At 45.2% G+C, this 15,409-nt stretch carries 14 protein-coding genes and 1 riboswitch; all 14 genes read left to right on the plus strand.

Annotated features, from left to right (window positions below; genetic code table 11):
- Positions 1 to 98 precede the first annotated feature (98 nt).
- The 14 genes from ACFQZR_RS08150 (at position 99) to ACFQZR_RS08215 (ending at position 15,233) form a co-directional block, all read left to right on the plus strand.
- On the plus strand, positions 99 to 773 hold the full coding sequence (locus ACFQZR_RS08150; RefSeq protein ID WP_379344659.1) for a response regulator transcription factor: 675 nt from the start codon (positions 99 to 101) through the stop codon (positions 771 to 773).
- A 7-nt stretch (positions 774 to 780) separates the two neighbouring features.
- A complete protein-coding gene (locus ACFQZR_RS08155) occupies positions 781 to 2,175 on the plus strand; it encodes a HAMP domain-containing sensor histidine kinase (RefSeq protein WP_379344661.1) in 1,395 nt (464 codons plus the stop codon).
- A gap of 90 nt (positions 2,176 to 2,265) precedes the next feature.
- Complete coding sequence (locus tag ACFQZR_RS08160; RefSeq protein WP_379344663.1) at positions 2,266 to 3,186, plus strand: ABC transporter ATP-binding protein; 921 nt, start codon at positions 2,266 to 2,268, stop codon at positions 3,184 to 3,186.
- A complete protein-coding gene (locus ACFQZR_RS08165; RefSeq protein ID WP_379344665.1) occupies positions 3,183 to 3,890 on the plus strand; it encodes an ABC transporter permease in 708 nt (235 codons plus the stop codon). The genes ACFQZR_RS08160 and ACFQZR_RS08165 overlap by 4 nt, the downstream gene beginning before the upstream one ends.
- Before the next feature lie 7 nt (positions 3,891 to 3,897).
- A complete protein-coding gene (locus ACFQZR_RS08170; protein ID WP_379344944.1) occupies positions 3,898 to 4,638 on the plus strand; it encodes an ABC transporter permease in 741 nt (246 codons plus the stop codon).
- A gap of 278 nt (positions 4,639 to 4,916) precedes the next feature.
- Positions 4,917 to 5,003, plus strand: a riboswitch (cyclic di-GMP riboswitch).
- Between the two features lie 65 nt (positions 5,004 to 5,068).
- Complete coding sequence (locus ACFQZR_RS08175; protein ID WP_379344667.1) at positions 5,069 to 5,731, plus strand: class D sortase; 663 nt, start codon at positions 5,069 to 5,071, stop codon at positions 5,729 to 5,731.
- Between the two features lie 14 nt (positions 5,732 to 5,745).
- Entirely contained in the window at positions 5,746 to 8,649 is a 2,904-nt protein-coding gene (locus ACFQZR_RS08180; RefSeq protein ID WP_379344669.1) for a Cna B-type domain-containing protein, read from the plus strand.
- Positions 8,650 to 8,916: 267 nt separating this feature from the next.
- Positions 8,917 to 10,020: an ABC transporter substrate-binding protein gene (locus ACFQZR_RS08185; protein ID WP_379344671.1), complete on the plus strand. Its 1,104-nt coding sequence runs from the start codon at positions 8,917 to 8,919 to the stop codon at positions 10,018 to 10,020.
- A gap of 21 nt (positions 10,021 to 10,041) precedes the next feature.
- A complete protein-coding gene (locus ACFQZR_RS08190) occupies positions 10,042 to 10,890 on the plus strand; it encodes an ABC transporter permease (protein WP_379344673.1) in 849 nt (282 codons plus the stop codon).
- Positions 10,887 to 11,696, plus strand: coding sequence for an ABC transporter permease (locus tag ACFQZR_RS08195; RefSeq protein WP_379344675.1), 810 nt, complete (start codon positions 10,887 to 10,889; stop codon positions 11,694 to 11,696). Before ACFQZR_RS08190 ends, ACFQZR_RS08195 begins: the two co-directional genes overlap by 4 nt.
- The gene (locus tag ACFQZR_RS08200; RefSeq protein WP_379344677.1) at positions 11,693 to 12,715 is read left to right on the plus strand and encodes an ABC transporter ATP-binding protein; all 1,023 of its coding nucleotides are present in this window, start codon (positions 11,693 to 11,695) and stop codon (positions 12,713 to 12,715) included. The genes ACFQZR_RS08195 and ACFQZR_RS08200 overlap by 4 nt, the downstream gene beginning before the upstream one ends.
- Positions 12,716 to 12,727: 12 nt before the next feature.
- Positions 12,728 to 13,519 carry a DeoR/GlpR family DNA-binding transcription regulator gene (locus ACFQZR_RS08205; RefSeq protein ID WP_379344679.1) on the plus strand — a complete coding sequence of 264 codons (792 nt, stop codon included), beginning with the start codon at positions 12,728 to 12,730 and terminating at the stop codon, positions 13,517 to 13,519.
- On the plus strand, positions 13,516 to 14,274 hold the full coding sequence (locus ACFQZR_RS08210; protein WP_379344681.1) for an HAD family hydrolase: 759 nt from the start codon (positions 13,516 to 13,518) through the stop codon (positions 14,272 to 14,274). The genes ACFQZR_RS08205 and ACFQZR_RS08210 overlap by 4 nt, the downstream gene beginning before the upstream one ends.
- Positions 14,275 to 14,276: 2 nt before the next feature.
- Entirely contained in the window at positions 14,277 to 15,233 is a 957-nt protein-coding gene (locus ACFQZR_RS08215) for a sugar phosphate isomerase/epimerase family protein (RefSeq protein ID WP_379344683.1), read from the plus strand.
- Positions 15,234 to 15,409 lie beyond the last annotated feature (176 nt).

Below are 15,409 nucleotides of genomic sequence, written 5' to 3' on the forward strand. Positions count from 1 at the left end.
AGTAGAATAAATATACATATTGAATACCCATATCATCAAACGATTAGGATCGTACAATGCTCACATACAACTACGAGCGGCGAAAGGAGAGTTGGCGTATGATAACGACGCTGTTATACATTGAGGATGATCAAGAGATTGGAAGCTTCGTTGAGAAGCATCTTCGCGAACGTCAATACGAAGTGAAATGGCTTCGAAGCGGAGATCGGGCCACGGAAGAGGTTGAGGGCTGCAGCCTGATCATTCTGGATGTCATGCTGCCTGGTCTGGACGGATTTACCGTAGGCCAGCGTCTGAAGAAGGCGGAGCCTTCGATTCCGATCCTCATGCTGTCAGCGCGGACAGCGATTGACGATAAGCTTCAGGGACTTCAATTCGCGGATGACTATGTGACAAAGCCATTCCATCTCGATGAGTTAATGGCTCGAATTGAGGTATTGCTTCGGCGTTCCAGCACATTTTCCAACGTTCCAACGAAAGTGAAGCACTTGCTCGTCTATGAAGCAGAGAATCGGATCGTGAATACAGATAACGAAGGAGAGATCACATTAAGCGGCAAGCAGTTCCATATCTTTATGTATCTGATCCGCCATCTCGGCCAGATTATGACGAAGGAGCAAATCTATGAATCGGTGTGGGGTGAGCCCTTTTTTGAAGGGGATAAGACATTGATGGTACATATCCGCTATCTTCGCGAGAAGATCGAAAGAGATCCTTCGTCTCCTGAAATTATCGAGACCATACGAGGCATAGGATACAGGGTTAGAGGGTGAAGAAAGCATGAAGAGAGGCATTCGTAAACCCTATAGGTCGAAATGGTTCGCAAGACAATCCCTAAGAAACAAGTACCTGCTTATTGTCCTGGGATCTTTATTGTTCCTTCCCATTGTCCTGCCTGCCGTAAGCGTGTCCTATATCGTATTGGAAAATATGGTAAACAGAAATCAGGAAAGTGATTTAAAGTACGGTGACGCGTCTCAGGTAAGGACCTTGTGGTATGCCGCTGCAGCAGAGATGGAGGGAAAATCAACGCTCGAGATCAATCACCTTTTGCAGGAGCTGAAAGCACAGTATCCTGAGGCTTCGATGTTCTGGGTGAACAACGAAGGGGTAACAGGGTCAGAGCTTCCCTCACAAGCCGGAATACCTGATCAATGGACACCTGGTGATGCAGTGGCTTTCATGAAAAAGAGTGTGAACAGTGACCCGTATACAGTTGTAGCCTTCATGGGGAAGGACAATGCCAGCTCAAGCTTTATGGTGCTGCAAATACCGAGGAATCTGGTCGAGAGACCTCCGATGATAGGGACACCTGTATATATCGCCATGATCTTTATGGTGTTAGTGCTCTTCATAACCATATCCATTCTCTTCTTCCGGCACATCCAAAAGCGCTTGCTCCATCTGCAAACCGCAATGGTACAACAGGATGAGCATGGGATCCCAAAACCTGTAGAAATCAGGAGACAGGATGAGATTGGAGCGCTGGAAGCAGCGTTTAATGGAATGATAGAACAGCTGAGCGTCAGTCGGAGGCGACAAGTCGAAGAGGAGACCTTGCGGAAATCACTCATCGCCAATCTTTCGCATGATCTGCGGACGCCGTTGACCGTTATGAGCGGACATTTGTATGGCCTGCAGAGGGAAGATCTGAGCGGTCGTGGGCGGAACTCACTGGACATCGTACAGGACAAGGTATCGGGATTAAGTGAGCTGATCGATAACTTGCTGACCCACACGTTGATGACGAGCGGCCGTTATCAGCTGGCGCCAGAGCCGCTCGATGTGTTACGGCTGGTACGAGAGAGTGCTGCAAGCTGGTATCCGATCTGGGAGCGAGAACGTATGGAGATCGAGGTACTGCTGCCCGAAGAGGCATGGGTATGGAACGTGGACAAGTCGAGTTTCCAGCGTATATTGGATAATCTGTTCCAAAATATTGTGCGACACGCTTCGCAAGGCAAATATATCGGGCTGAGCGCCCAGCAGCGTGCAGGCAAGAGCATGCTAGTTATCGCTGATCGCGGCACCGGCATGCAGTCCGATTCGGAGGCTAAGGGAGCCGGTATCGGGCTGGCAATCGTGAACTATCTGATCGTCGAGATGGGGTTAGGCTTGGAGACGGATAGCTCAAATGAAGGAACTCGAATTTACATTTACGAACTGAAGAAATAATAGTGAACCCCGATAATTTAAACCAAATTTAAACTTTCGTCGCTGTTCATTTAACCTTGAGTAGGTATGCTAGTTCTCGAGGTGATACAGATGAGTAAATGGATTATAGAGACGAAAGGTCTTAGTAAAAAGTATAAGGGCCGCTATGCGGTGTCTGATCTGAACTTGAAAATAGCGAAAGGTGAAATATATGGCTTTCTTGGCCCGAACGGCGCGGGCAAAACAACGACGATCCGTATGCTGTTAGGCTTGATCAAACCATCCAGCGGGAGTATAGAAGTGTTCGGACAGTCGCTGGCAAAAGAACGGCTATCTATTTTGCGAAAGGTAGGCTCGCTGGTAGAGTATCCTTCTTATTATGGACACTTGAACGCGGTGGAGAATTTGGAGGCGATACGACGCATCATCGACGCGCCTCGCAAGCGCATTGATGAAGTGCTGGAGATCGTGGGGCTGACGAAAGAGGCGAAGCGCGCGGTTAAAGGCTATTCCCTTGGCATGAAGCAGCGGCTCGGCATCGCCAGCGCGCTGCTCGGCAGTCCGGAGCTGCTCATTCTGGATGAACCGACGAATGGACTTGACCCTTCCGGTATTCTGGAAATTAGGGAACTCATCAAAAATATGCCGAAGCAGCATGGCATCACCGTGCTCATCTCCAGCCACTTATTAAGCGAGGTTGAACAGATGGCCTCCATCGTCGGCATTATTCGGCAGGGCGAGCTTGTGTTCCAAGATACGATTCAGAACATGCAGCTTCAGTCGCAGAGCGTCGTAACCCTGCGCGTATCGGAGGTGCAGCGTGCACTAAGGCTGCTGCGCGCACAAAGTATTGATGCCTCCTTCCAAGATGTGGACTCGACTTTGACGATGGGTAATACCGATGACGATTCAGTAGCTAGCGCGGTGAGGAGTCTTGTGAGCGCAGGCCACTCCGTCTATCGAGTGGAGGAAAATCGCAAGTCACTTGAGGAGCTGTTCCTTCATATTGTCGGGGAGGGACGAAGCTTATGATCGGCAGAGCAATAAGGGCCGATCTCCTGAAGCTTAAGGGCAAAGGCCTCTGGTTTCTGGTGTTTCTGGCTCCGATCGGATTGATTGCCATGCAGGCGCTTAACTATGGCTTGCGATACGATTATTTGATGAAGCAATATGCGGATGATGTATGGAGATACTTACTGGAGAACATAGCGATGTTCGTTCCTATCGCGCTCCTCATGGGCATTACAATTCTAAGCTCAATGCTCGCGAATATCGAGCACCACACGAGCGCATGGAAGCAGCTGTTGGCATTGCCGATATCGCGTTATTCCGTATTTGGCGCCAAATTTGTGGTTGTGATATTCCTACTGACTATATCGTGCATTTTGTTGGCTCTGGGGTCAATCGCATTAGGCTTGATGCTAAGATTCGGGACGGATATTCCGATCGTCGATGTGGCAAAGTTGGCCTTCTATCCCTTTATCGCTTCCTGGCCCATTCTAGCATTTGTGCTATGGATGTGTATGACATATCGGAATCAGTCACTTCCCATCACGATTGGCGTAGTCCTGGCCGTGCTATCCATCTTTCCGATCTCAGAATGGCTGCCCGTGAGTTGGCCGCTTGCTGCATTCAAAGCTTCTCAGGGGGAAGTGTTCGTAGGGGTAGGTTTCCTCTGCGGCTTCGTCGTTCTGTTGCTCGGCTCTATTCACTTCAACCGGAAGGATGTGAACTGAGATGAATATCAAATCATTTATGGGATTAATGGCTTCAGAAAGACTAAAGCTGAGCCGATCCCCCATCTGGATTTTGGTTCTTGTAAGCCCGCTTATCTCGCTCATCATCGGTTTGATGGCATCGCTCGATGATACGCCAGCACTTATACACTACGTTCAGTTGCAGTCCGTCGTCTTCACACTTCACGCTATGCTGCTGCTTCCGATTTTGACGGGAATATTTTCTGCGTTTGTGTGCAGATATGAACATAGCGGCGGAGGCTGGAAATCACTGCTATGCTTGCCCGTATCTAGAACGGGCTTATTTATGGCAAAGTTCAGTATTGTTGTGCTGCTGCTTGCGGTTACCCAACTGCTCATGCTCGCTTCCCTAGCTGCGTCAGTAAGCTTTCATAATATTCCCGGAGGAATGAACTGGGAGTTGACGCTTCCAGCTATCATCAGCGGTTGGGTCGCTTGTCTGCCGCTCGCGGCTTTGCAATTATGGGTATCGATCGGATGGAGCAGCTTTGCCGCACCGCTGGCTATTAATGTAGCACTGACGTTGCCCAATATGCTGATCGTCAACTCTGCTCAGTTCGGACCTTACTATCCTTGGGCACAACCATCACTAGCCATGTTGACACATAGTGAGATGGACTTCGGTGCCTTCACGCTGCCGATCGAAAATATTCTGATTACGATTACGTGCAGTTTCATTCTGTTCTTCATTGGAGGATTACTGCATTTGAAGCGGAAAGAGGTATAGGGATTAGAAAACCGAATCCTAATACATCGTATAGAACTAGGGCAACTAGCCCTAGTTCTTTTTTTGGTATAAAGGATTGATATTCAAATAAGTTAAATCTTTGAAAAATCATGAAAAATATCTAAATACTATGAAAATTTTTCACTTTTTTATTTTCATAAATTGACATTCATATATACGTGATATATATTGGTTTATGCCAATGGTTCGTATATACTACTTTGCAACACATTATCTATACTCCATATTGTATTGGGTATATTAGCACTAATGGCAATTACATAATTTGGCACCCTAATCGAAAGGTTAGCTCGCAAAGCTTAGGAATCTAAGAGTTCATGACTTATGATCGTCCGGCCGCAATTAACATCGTTAATGCAGTCGGACTTTTTTGTGTTGAAAGGACGGAAAAGGAGGGTAGAAAGGGAAAATGAACAAAAAAATCACGGCCATCCTGCTTATGGTGATCGGAGTCGTGTTATTTGTAACTCCAAAACTGACAGAGATGTATCAAGATTATCAGCAGGAACAACTATTAAAGGAATGGCAGGCGAGCCTTCTTAATATTGATAGCGCAGAAGAACCTGCAGAGCAAGGACAGGAGGGAGCCGTGAAGCCTACATCTACCCTTCCCGCAATCCGAGGCAGTGAAGACAATACAACAGTCAAGTCCCCAGAGCATGAAGCTGCAGAAGGAATTCTGACGATTGACAAAATAAACTTAAAGCTTCCTATCCTTCATGGAGCAACGCAAGCCAACATGAGGAAGACCGTTGCTAGTATTGCGAATACAGGTAAGGCGGGAGATATCGGGAATTATGCCATAGCGGGTCACCGAAATCGTACATATGGAAGGAATTTCAACAGGTTGGACGAGCTGGCTGTGGGGGATCACATCAAGGTCAATAATGGAAAAGAGCAGTTTGAATACACAGTAACGGAAAAGTTACGTGTCAAGCCAGATGAGGTGTGGGTGCTAGATGCTAATGGCAAGGATAAGGAAATTACACTTGTTACTTGTGATCCGATGGTAAACCCTACTCATCGCCTGATTATCAAAGGAAAACTAATAGATAAGACTCAATTTAACTAGAAAGTGAGAATCATATGATTAGACAGTCAAGAAAAGCATTTTCAATGTTGGTAATCTTTATGACTTTTATGTTTACTATAGGTCAGAGCTTTGTACCCATGATCGCAAATGCACAGGAGTTAAATACAACTGGATTCGTTGATAGTTTTACGATTGACAAAACAACACTAAATTACGGGGAACAGACTCGAATCAATGTAAATTTTAGTGATAAATCTGGAAATCAAATGAAGACTGGGGACACGTTAACATTAACGTTACCTCCGGAATTAGTAGGATTTAGTGGAACGATTCCATTAGAAAATGAAGCAGGAACTAATTTTGGTACTTGTCAAATAACGACAACGAATGTGGTATGTACATTTACAGATACGGTTGAGAAACTTCGAAATATTAGAGGGCAATTTTATTTTACAGTTCGAGCTACGAATGTAGCAACGGATCAAAAGAAAGATGTTGAAACAAGTTTAGGTACAAATTTAGATAAGCAAACTGTAACGATTACCGGTCCAACTAGTGGCGGTTCTGGTTCTAAGCCATTTTTCTACAAAGCTGGTGATATCCAGCCGGATAAGGCCGATCAAGTGCGTTGGTTCCTAAATATAAACTTAAACAAAGAATATTTAAGTCGCGATATTGTTGTGTCTGATCGTTTGCAGGAAGGTCAAACTCTTAATAAAGATAGTTTTCGGATAACAGTTGATAACAGAGAGTCTTTATCCATTGAAGAATTTCAAAAGCAACGTTATGGAGTTATTCAGTTTAATGACGACGGTCTTTCATTTAAAGTCGTGATTAACTGGAATATGGGAAGTGCCAGGTCTTTTACCGTTTATTATACAAGTACTATAACGGAAAGCGGAAAGAGCCAAGAATTTTTGAAAAATAATTACGAGCTTGATTACCAAATTCTGTACAAAGACCCGGTTTCCGAGTCGGATAGTGCCACAGTCAAAAATATAACATTTGGCGGGGATGCTCAGGGTGATTTACCACCTAAAGGAACTTTAAGAATCGTTAAGCACATTGAAGGGAATAAAGAGAAAGTCATCCCAAATGTCTCGTTTAAGTTGTACAAAGAGTCAGGTGAACAAATTGGAGATACCTATACAACGGATGATCAAGGTATGGTTGAAGCTCCTGCTTTAGATGTAGGAAATTACTATGTACAAGAGATTGCAGCTCCAGACTATCTGGATTTCGATCCTCAAGCCAAAGTAAGCTTTACGATTGATGCGAGTGCTGAAAAAGGCGTTAAGCTGATGATTCCGAATAAAGTGAAGACGACATCCATCTCAGGAACAAAAACATGGAATGATAACAATGCGACAGAACGTCCAAGCACCATTCAAGTAGAGTTACTACAAAATGGTCAAGTTATCAAAACACAAGACTTAACAGCAACAAATGATTGGAAATATACATTTACAGATGTACCTGCGTATGATGCTGATGGAAATGCTTATACGTATACTGTCAAAGAACAACCGGTAGCAGGATATATATCTGAAGTGAACGGTTATGACATTACGAATACAAAAGTGGTGCAAACAACTACCGTAGAAGGAACAAAAACGTGGAAAGATGACAATGCGGCAGATCGTCCAAGCGCCATTAGAGTAGACTTACTACAAAACGATACTGTGATCCAAACGCAAGATGTAACAGCATCCAACGGTTGGAAATATACATTTGCGAATTTGGCAGTAAATGATGCTGATGGCAAAGCATATACGTATACCGTGAAAGAACAACCAGTAGCAGGATATACATCCGAAGTACACGGTTATGACATCACGAATACAAAAGTGATGCAGACAACTACCGTAGAAGGAACAAAAACGTGGAAAGATGACAATGCGGCAGATCGTCCAAGCAGCATCAAAGTAGACTTACTGCAAAACAATCAAGTCATCCAGACCCAAGATGTAACAGCATCCAACGGTTGGAAGTATACATTTGACAAGCTAGCAGCCTATGATGCAGACGGTAAAGCATATACGTATAGCGTGAAAGAACAGCCGGTAGCAGGATATACATCCGAAGTACACGGTTATGACATCACGAATACAAAAGTGAAGGATCCAGTAGTTCCTCCTACAGATGGTGGTACACCTACAAACCCAGGAGGTTCAACTACAGATCCAGTAAATCCACCTTCGGTTGTTAAAACCAAAGTAGCAGGAACCAAAACGTGGAAAGACGACAATACAACAGATCGTCCAAGCAGCATCAAAGTCGACCTGCTACAAAACGGTACTGTGATCCGGACCCAAGAAGTAACAGCAGCCAACGGTTGGAGATATACATTTACGGATGTAGCAGCAAATGATGCAAATGGCAAAGCGTATATATATAAAGTGAAAGAACAACCAGTGGATGGATATACATCCGAAGTACACGGTTATGACATTACGAATACAAAAGTAAAGGATCCAGTAAATCCACTTCCACCAATTCCAGGTGGTTCAACAACTGTCGAAGGAACGAAAACGTGGAAGGGTGATAAGACGTCTGACCGTCCAAGCATGATCATCGTAGACTTATTACAAAACGGTACTGTGATCCTAACCCAAGAAGTAACAGCAGCAAATGGTTGGAATTATACGTTTGCAGAATTGGCAACGTATGATGATGATGGCAACGAATATTTGTACGAAGTAAAAGAACAACCTGTAGCAGGGTACAAATCCGAAGTACACGGTTATGACATTACCAATACAAAGATTAAGAATTCCAAACCTACAGATACAACAAAGGATGGTTCTACACCTAGTAAAGGTGATGATAAGGTGGAATCTCTTCTTCCTAAAACGGGAGAATCATCTGCAGGAGTGATCCTTGAGGTTGTAGGTATGTTGTTGTTAATCCTTGGAGTCATGCTATTCGTTCGTTATAGAACTCAACAAAAAATGTAGGTATCTACTCCATACCCAGAGCTGCAGAGGACAGACGAATGATTGCATTCGGCCTGTCCTTTTTGTTGGCATCAAATAGGAACATACTGTTTTCACGTGTTAAAGATTACTTTTCCCATGATGAGAAGAAATGGGGGAAAGTAATCTTTTTTTCTTTACAAAATATTTACGTTCAGTTGATTTGTTGAAAACATTGCGATTCTACAATCAAATTGTCCTTAAAAACAACTTAAACACACAAATAACCAAAATACGGAGGAATTCATTGTGAAAAAACATCTTTCATTGAAGTCTGCCTTAATGATCAGCTTGATGGCTTTGAGCATCTCGGCGTGCGGTACGCCTCAACAATCCGCTCCATCGACCACCAACACTCCGGCCAAAGAACAGACTCTGGAAGAGATTCAAAAGCTGGCTAAGCAGGAAGGCAAAATTGTCAGTGTCGGGATGCCTGATGACTGGGCCAACTGGAAAGAAACGTGGGGCAATATCACTTCCAAATACAGTTTAACGCATTCGGATACGGATTTGACAAGTTCAGAGGAAATCGCCAAGTTCGATGCTGAGAAAAACAACCCAACGGCGGATATCGGGGATGTAGGCATGGCATTCGGTCCGATCGCCGTGCAAAAGGGTGTGACCATGCCTTATAAAACTTCTTACTGGAACGAGATTCCGGATTGGGCGAAGGATAAGGACGGCCACTGGCTGGTTGGTTATCAAGGGACAATCTCCGTACTTGTCGATAAAACGCAAGTGAAAAATCCGCCAAAAACATGGGACGACATCGCAAAAGGCGATTATAAAGTTCAGATCCCGGATGTTACCAAGTCTTCGCAAGCACAGATGGGCGTACTGGCAGCGGCGATCGCGCACGGGGGTAATGAGGGCAACATTCAGCCCGGATTGGACTTTTTTGCGAAATTGGCCGAGCAGAACAGATTGGTCACCAAAGACGTAACCAAAGCCGATTTGGAAAAAGGGGAAGTGCAAGTTGCGATTCTTTGGGATTTTGTATCTTTGGGCTTTAAAGACCAAATTGATCCCACCCGGTTCGACGTTAACATCATGAAGGAAGGCAGCGTCATTGGCGGATATGCAACCATCCTTAACAAGTATGCGCCACATCCGAATGCCGCAAAGCTTGCCCGAGAATATATCTTGAGTGACGAAGGACAGATCAACCTGGCCAAAGGCTATGCTCGTCCGATTCGCAGCAATGTCAAATTGCCGGAAGATGTCGCTAAGAAGCTGATTCCGAGCGAACAGTATAAAAATGCGAAGCCGATCACGGATTTTAAATCATGGGATGAAACAGCCAAGCAATTGCCGCAAATGTGGGAAGAACAAGTTTTGGTTAACATTAAGTAACGAGAAGTGAGGTTTGTCCGAATGAATCATAAAGTCACGCTGTTCGCTGTCATTGCGCTGCTTCCATTTGCTCTGCTGATCGTCGGGTTCGAGCTGCTACCTCTGACTGCTATGATCCGCGACAGCTTTCTTGCTGATGATGGGGTCACATATACGTTCAAGCAGTATATTACGGCTTTAACCAATCCTTATTATACAAAAGGAATGCTGAACAGCCTGCTCATTTCTGTATATGCGAGCTGCATCGGTATCGCGATCGCAATCGCCGCCTCTTATTCCATGACGCGAATGCCTGCGAAGATCCAGTCCATGCTGGTGACCTTCTCGAATTTAACGTCTAATTTTTCCGGCGTGCCGCTAGCCTTTGCTTTTATTATTTTGCTCGGTAACAGCGGCGTGTTTACGCTCCTCTTTAAAGAGTGGGGATGGAACATCATGGATTCATTCAATTTATACAGTTGGAGCGGGTTGGTGGCTGTATATGTTTATTTTCAGGTGCCTTTAGCTATTTTGCTTCTATACCCGGCCTATTCCGGTATTCATAAACATTGGCGTGAATCCGCTTCGTTGCTCGGAGCATCGGCTTTTCAATTTTGGTTGCGAATCGGACTCCCTGTCATGATTCCCAGCATAGTCGGTACATTCAGTATTCTACTTGCCAATGCCATGGGCGCCTATGCAACAGCTTATGCGTTAGTAGGGGGCAGCTATAATTTGCTGCCCATCCGCATCGGCGCGCTCGTAGCGGGGGATGTTGTCACAAGACCTCAATTGGGCAGCGCGCTCGCCGTAATTTTAGGAACGATGATGGTTGTCGCGATGTGGTGTAATGAACGAATGATGCGGCGATTCAGGAGAGACTTGCGATGAAGAAAAAATGGGTGCATATCATTATCATTTCGGTGGTCTTTCTATATCTCTTCTTGCCGCTAGCGGCAACGTTCTTGTATTCAATTGCCAAAGAATGGCATAACACGATTCTGCCGGTATCGTATACGTTCAGTGCGTATGAGAATTTGTACACGGATCCACGATTTTTACAAGCAGTCGGGCGAACGCTTCTCATCTCTGGTATAACCCTTGTTTTAAGTGTAGTTACGATGGCGACCGCCACTTTTGTCGTATTCATGTATTTGCCTAAAATGGAACGAGTCCTGCAGGCGCTTGTGATGATCCCCTTCGCCGTCCCCGGTGTGGTTGCTGCCGTAGGGTTGATCAAGGTGTACTCTAGCGGGCCGATCGTCTTGTCCGGGACGATTTGGATCTTAATCGGAGCGTATTATGTACTGGTTCTTCCTTATATGTATCAAGGTATCCGAAACAATCTGCGGACGATTGACGCGAAAAGGCTAATGGAAGCCGCTGAGGTGCTTGGCGCGAGCAAAATCAAGGGTTTTGCATTCGTCATCATGCCTAACATGGTAACTGGTATTCTATTATCCGCTCTATTATCGTTCTCGATCCTGATCGGTGAATTCGTTCTAGCCAATTTTCTAATCGGTGGATACTATGAAACGATTCAAGTTTATTTAATGAGACGTTTGAATGAAAACGGCCACTTAGCTAGCAGTATTGTGATTACGTACTTCCTTACAGTGGCGGCGATTTCTTGGATGATGCTGAGATTAGGTAGGCGTTTTGGGAAGACAGAAGAAATCAAGGAGAAGATATCATGAGCTACGTCCAAATCGATCAGGCGTTTAAGCAATATGCAGATTCTACCGTACTGAAGCAAGTATCTCTACAGATTGAAAAAGGTGAATTGGTTACCCTGCTTGGACCAAGCGGCTGCGGGAAGAGTACGCTGCTCCGTTCCATCGCCGGTCTGGAAAAGCTGGACGGCGGGACGATCAACGTTAACGGGAACGATATTTCCCACCTCCCACCGCAATTTAGAAATGTGGGCATGGTTTTTCAATCTTATGCGTTGTTCCCTAATATGACCGTCTTCGATAACATTGCCTTCGGTCTTAAAATGCGAAAATGGCCTCGAAAAGAGATTACCGACAAGGTAAAACATATGATCGAGTTAATCCATATGTCCGATAAAGCATCTTCCTATCCGCACCAATTGTCCGGCGGTCAACAGCAACGTGTAGCGCTTGCGAGAGCGCTTGTTACAGAACCGGATATTCTGCTTTTGGATGAGCCGCTAAGCGCGCTGGATGCCAAAATCAGGAAAAGCCTGCAAATCGAACTGCGAAACATTCAGCGGGAATTGAAAATGACGATGATTTTCGTTACGCATGACCAGGAAGAAGCGATGACGATTTCCGACCGCATTTTTATTATGAATGGCGGGGAAATTGTTCGTCAGGGCAAGCCGGAAGACATTTACGCATCGCCGAAGAATGAGTTCGTCGCTAGGTTTATAGGCAGCTATAACGTATTTACGAGTCAGGAACTTAACTGTATGACGGGACATTCTTTCAAATCGGGCAACTATGCCATTCGACCGGAGGTTATGGAACTGCATCCGCATGACTCGTTATCCGAGCAGCAGAAGTCCGGCATGTGGATCTCAGGGATCATCCGCAATATGACCATCCGCGGCAATGTACGGCGTTACACGATCCAGGCACAGGATATAACCTTATGGGTGGACGAACTGAATGTACCTCAAAAAAGCGCTTTGGATGAGGGATTGTTCATTAAGGTATGGCTCTCGGAAGATGAATGTAACTTACTAGAATAGAAGGTGATTGATATGTCGGTTCTGTCGATAGAACGTAAAAACTTAATTCTTGATCGATTGCAGGCTTACGGGAAAGTGAACGCAGCGGAATTAGCTAAGCTCATTGACGTATCCATGGAAACGATCAGACGTGACCTTGATATGCTGGAGAAGGAAGGATTGCTTAGGCGTGTACATGGCGGCGCCGTCAAAATCAATTATCAGTTGGGAGAACCCCCGTTCTATCAGCGGAAAAGTGTCAGTCAGGAAGACAAGAAGAAGATAGCCCAGAAAGCCGTTCAACTGGTCAGAGACGGAGACACCATCGTTATGGGGGGAGGGACAACGATCCTGGAGATGGCTCATGCGCTCCGCGGCGTCAATCGAGTAACGATTCTAACCAATTCCGTACCTACATCACATACGCTCATGGACTCATTAAATCAAGGTTTATTTCACGGAAAAGTGATTTTATTAGGTGGGGAATTGAATGAGGAACAGTATTCGACCAGAGGATCTGTTTGTGAAAAAATGCTGGATCTGTTTTGTGTCAATAAAGCTTTTATTTCGCCGGGAGGCCTCTCGCTTGCAGGTGTTATGGAATATTCGCTAGAAGAATCGTCGATATCGGCCAAGATGATTCAGGTCGCAAAGGAGAAAATTATCCTTGCGGATCATTTCAAGATCGGTGCAGAAGCATTGTGCAAATTCGCGCAGCTTGACCAGATAAACGTTATCGTGTGCGACCAACAAGCGCCGCAATCGTGGAACCCTTCCTTGGAGAATGTTGAATGGATTACGACGGATGAGGAGACAATCAAGTGAAACAGATTAAAGGGATTTTATTTGATAAAGACGGAACATTAATGGATTTTTACTCCAGTTGGGTCTTGGTGGCCACGCAGCTAGTGGATCGTTTGATTGAAAAGCTAGAAATCACCCATTGCCCTGAGCTGAAAAATGATTTGCTCTTTTCGATCGGTCTTCATGAAAATGAAGTCGATCCCCGTGGATTTCTGGCCAGCGGCACGACACAGGATATGTACGGCGCGTTTGTTAAGGTGCTTATAAACGTGGATGTGAGTCAGGAGAAGCTGAATGGGCTGTTAGATTGGATGACAGATGAGCTTTTCAGCTTAATCAAAGCCAACCGGGACAATCTAAAGCCGACAGCCGATTTGCCGGGTTTACTTGTGCAGCTCCGCCGGCATGGTATGAAAATAGGCATCGCAACAGCGGATGATAGAGATTCTACGAAGTTCTTTTTGGATAAGATCGGCATTCAAAGTTATTTCGATTTTATCGGCACATCGGATTATTTCGAGAAAAAGCCGAATCCAAGCATGATTCAAGCATTTTGCGAGATTGCGAATATCAGCGCTGAAGAAGTGGCTGTTGCCGGCGATACGGTTGTCGATCTTCAATTTGCAAGAAACGGTTCGGCGGGACTCGCGATCGGTGTTCTCTCCGGTGTCAGCGGAACTAGCCAGCTGAGCGGACTAGCGGATCTCATCATAGATTCAGTCGGGGATATCGTTACGGAGAATGGTGGATTAATTTGGCAGGATAAGGAGGCGTGATCATGAAAATTGGGTTGGAAACGGAAAGCTATCATCTGCAGTTCATTTCTGGCCGCATGGATGTTTTTCAATTTATCCGCAAGACAGCCGATCTAGGATTAGACGGGGTCATGCTGAATATTAATCCTTGGCCGGGGCTGCCGGGATGGGGAGTTCTGGAATCATTTGATCCCGAATATTTGGCGAAAGTCAGTAACGAAATCAGGAAATACGGATTTTTTGCTGAAATCGATACGCGAGGGACGGATCCGGGATATTTAATGCAAGTGATTGAAGCTGCTCATCAATTAGGAGCCGACGTCATACGGACTTACGTGTGCACGGACGGATTTGATCCGGATCAATTGAGAAGAGCTCCACAAGACATTGCACAGCTTGTCCCGCTGCTGAAGAAATACAGAATTCGACTGGCTGTGGAGAACCACGAGGAAGAACTTGCGGATGAAGTCATTCAAATTATCAAGAAGGTGAACAGCCCTTGGGTCGGCGCTCACTGCGATATTGGCAACGGGATGATGGCATGGGAAGATCCGGTTGAGGCTGTCAGGGCATTGGCGCCATATGCATTTACGACCCATTTTAAAGACCACATCATTATTCATGATGGCGAGGATTACCGCGTATGTGGTGTTCCGGTGGGAACGGGCAATATTGATACGGAAGCATGCTTCAAAATACTTGTTGACCAATCGACCTTAACCCGCATTAATGTGGAGATGTGTTTTCCTTATGCTGTTTCTTTCAAAAGAGAGTCCGGAACAGGCGGAGTATCGCAGGTCGGTGAAGGCGCGTTTAAGGTTGAGCAGCCCCCATATCCATTAAGCCTGATTAAACCGTTGGAATATTACTATCCGCCTGAAGAACTATTGGAGCAAATGATTGAAGATCAAGAGAAGGGTACGGAGCAATCCGTTAAGTATACGTTGTCGTTAAGAGATAAGTATTGTCGACAAGCATAAACGCCTTCGGCGTCTTTCCAAAGGACGTGAAGCGTTTAAGCGAGAAATATAAGAACAGTTTATCCGTGAAACTTATAAATTTTTTATATTTTGAACGCGTTTTCGCTGCCTGTTAGATCGATCAAGGATCTAGCAGGCTTTTTGCTATGATTCGACTGGTAGGAAGTTCAACGATA

This window comes from Paenibacillus sp. GCM10027629 (assembly GCF_042676425.1).
Taxonomy (GTDB): Bacteria; Bacillota; Bacilli; order Paenibacillales; family Paenibacillaceae; genus Paenibacillus_K; species Paenibacillus_K terrigena.

Coding starts and splice junctions, on each gene's coding strand:
- ACFQZR_RS08150 (WP_379344659.1), top strand. CDS start 99: ATGATAACGACGCTGTTATACATTGAGGATGATCAAGAGATTGGAAGC.
- ACFQZR_RS08155 (WP_379344661.1), top strand. CDS start 781: ATGAAGAGAGGCATTCGTAAACCCTATAGGTCGAAATGGTTCGCAAGA.
- ACFQZR_RS08160 (WP_379344663.1), top strand. CDS start 2,266: ATGAGTAAATGGATTATAGAGACGAAAGGTCTTAGTAAAAAGTATAAG.
- ACFQZR_RS08165 (WP_379344665.1), top strand. CDS start 3,183: ATGATCGGCAGAGCAATAAGGGCCGATCTCCTGAAGCTTAAGGGCAAA.
- ACFQZR_RS08175 (WP_379344667.1), top strand. CDS start 5,069: ATGAACAAAAAAATCACGGCCATCCTGCTTATGGTGATCGGAGTCGTG.
- ACFQZR_RS08180 (WP_379344669.1), top strand. CDS start 5,746: ATGATTAGACAGTCAAGAAAAGCATTTTCAATGTTGGTAATCTTTATG.
- ACFQZR_RS08190 (WP_379344673.1), top strand. CDS start 10,042: ATGAATCATAAAGTCACGCTGTTCGCTGTCATTGCGCTGCTTCCATTT.
- ACFQZR_RS08195 (WP_379344675.1), top strand. CDS start 10,887: ATGAAGAAAAAATGGGTGCATATCATTATCATTTCGGTGGTCTTTCTA.
- ACFQZR_RS08200 (WP_379344677.1), top strand. CDS start 11,693: ATGAGCTACGTCCAAATCGATCAGGCGTTTAAGCAATATGCAGATTCT.
- ACFQZR_RS08205 (WP_379344679.1), top strand. CDS start 12,728: ATGTCGGTTCTGTCGATAGAACGTAAAAACTTAATTCTTGATCGATTG.
- ACFQZR_RS08215 (WP_379344683.1), top strand. CDS start 14,277: ATGAAAATTGGGTTGGAAACGGAAAGCTATCATCTGCAGTTCATTTCT.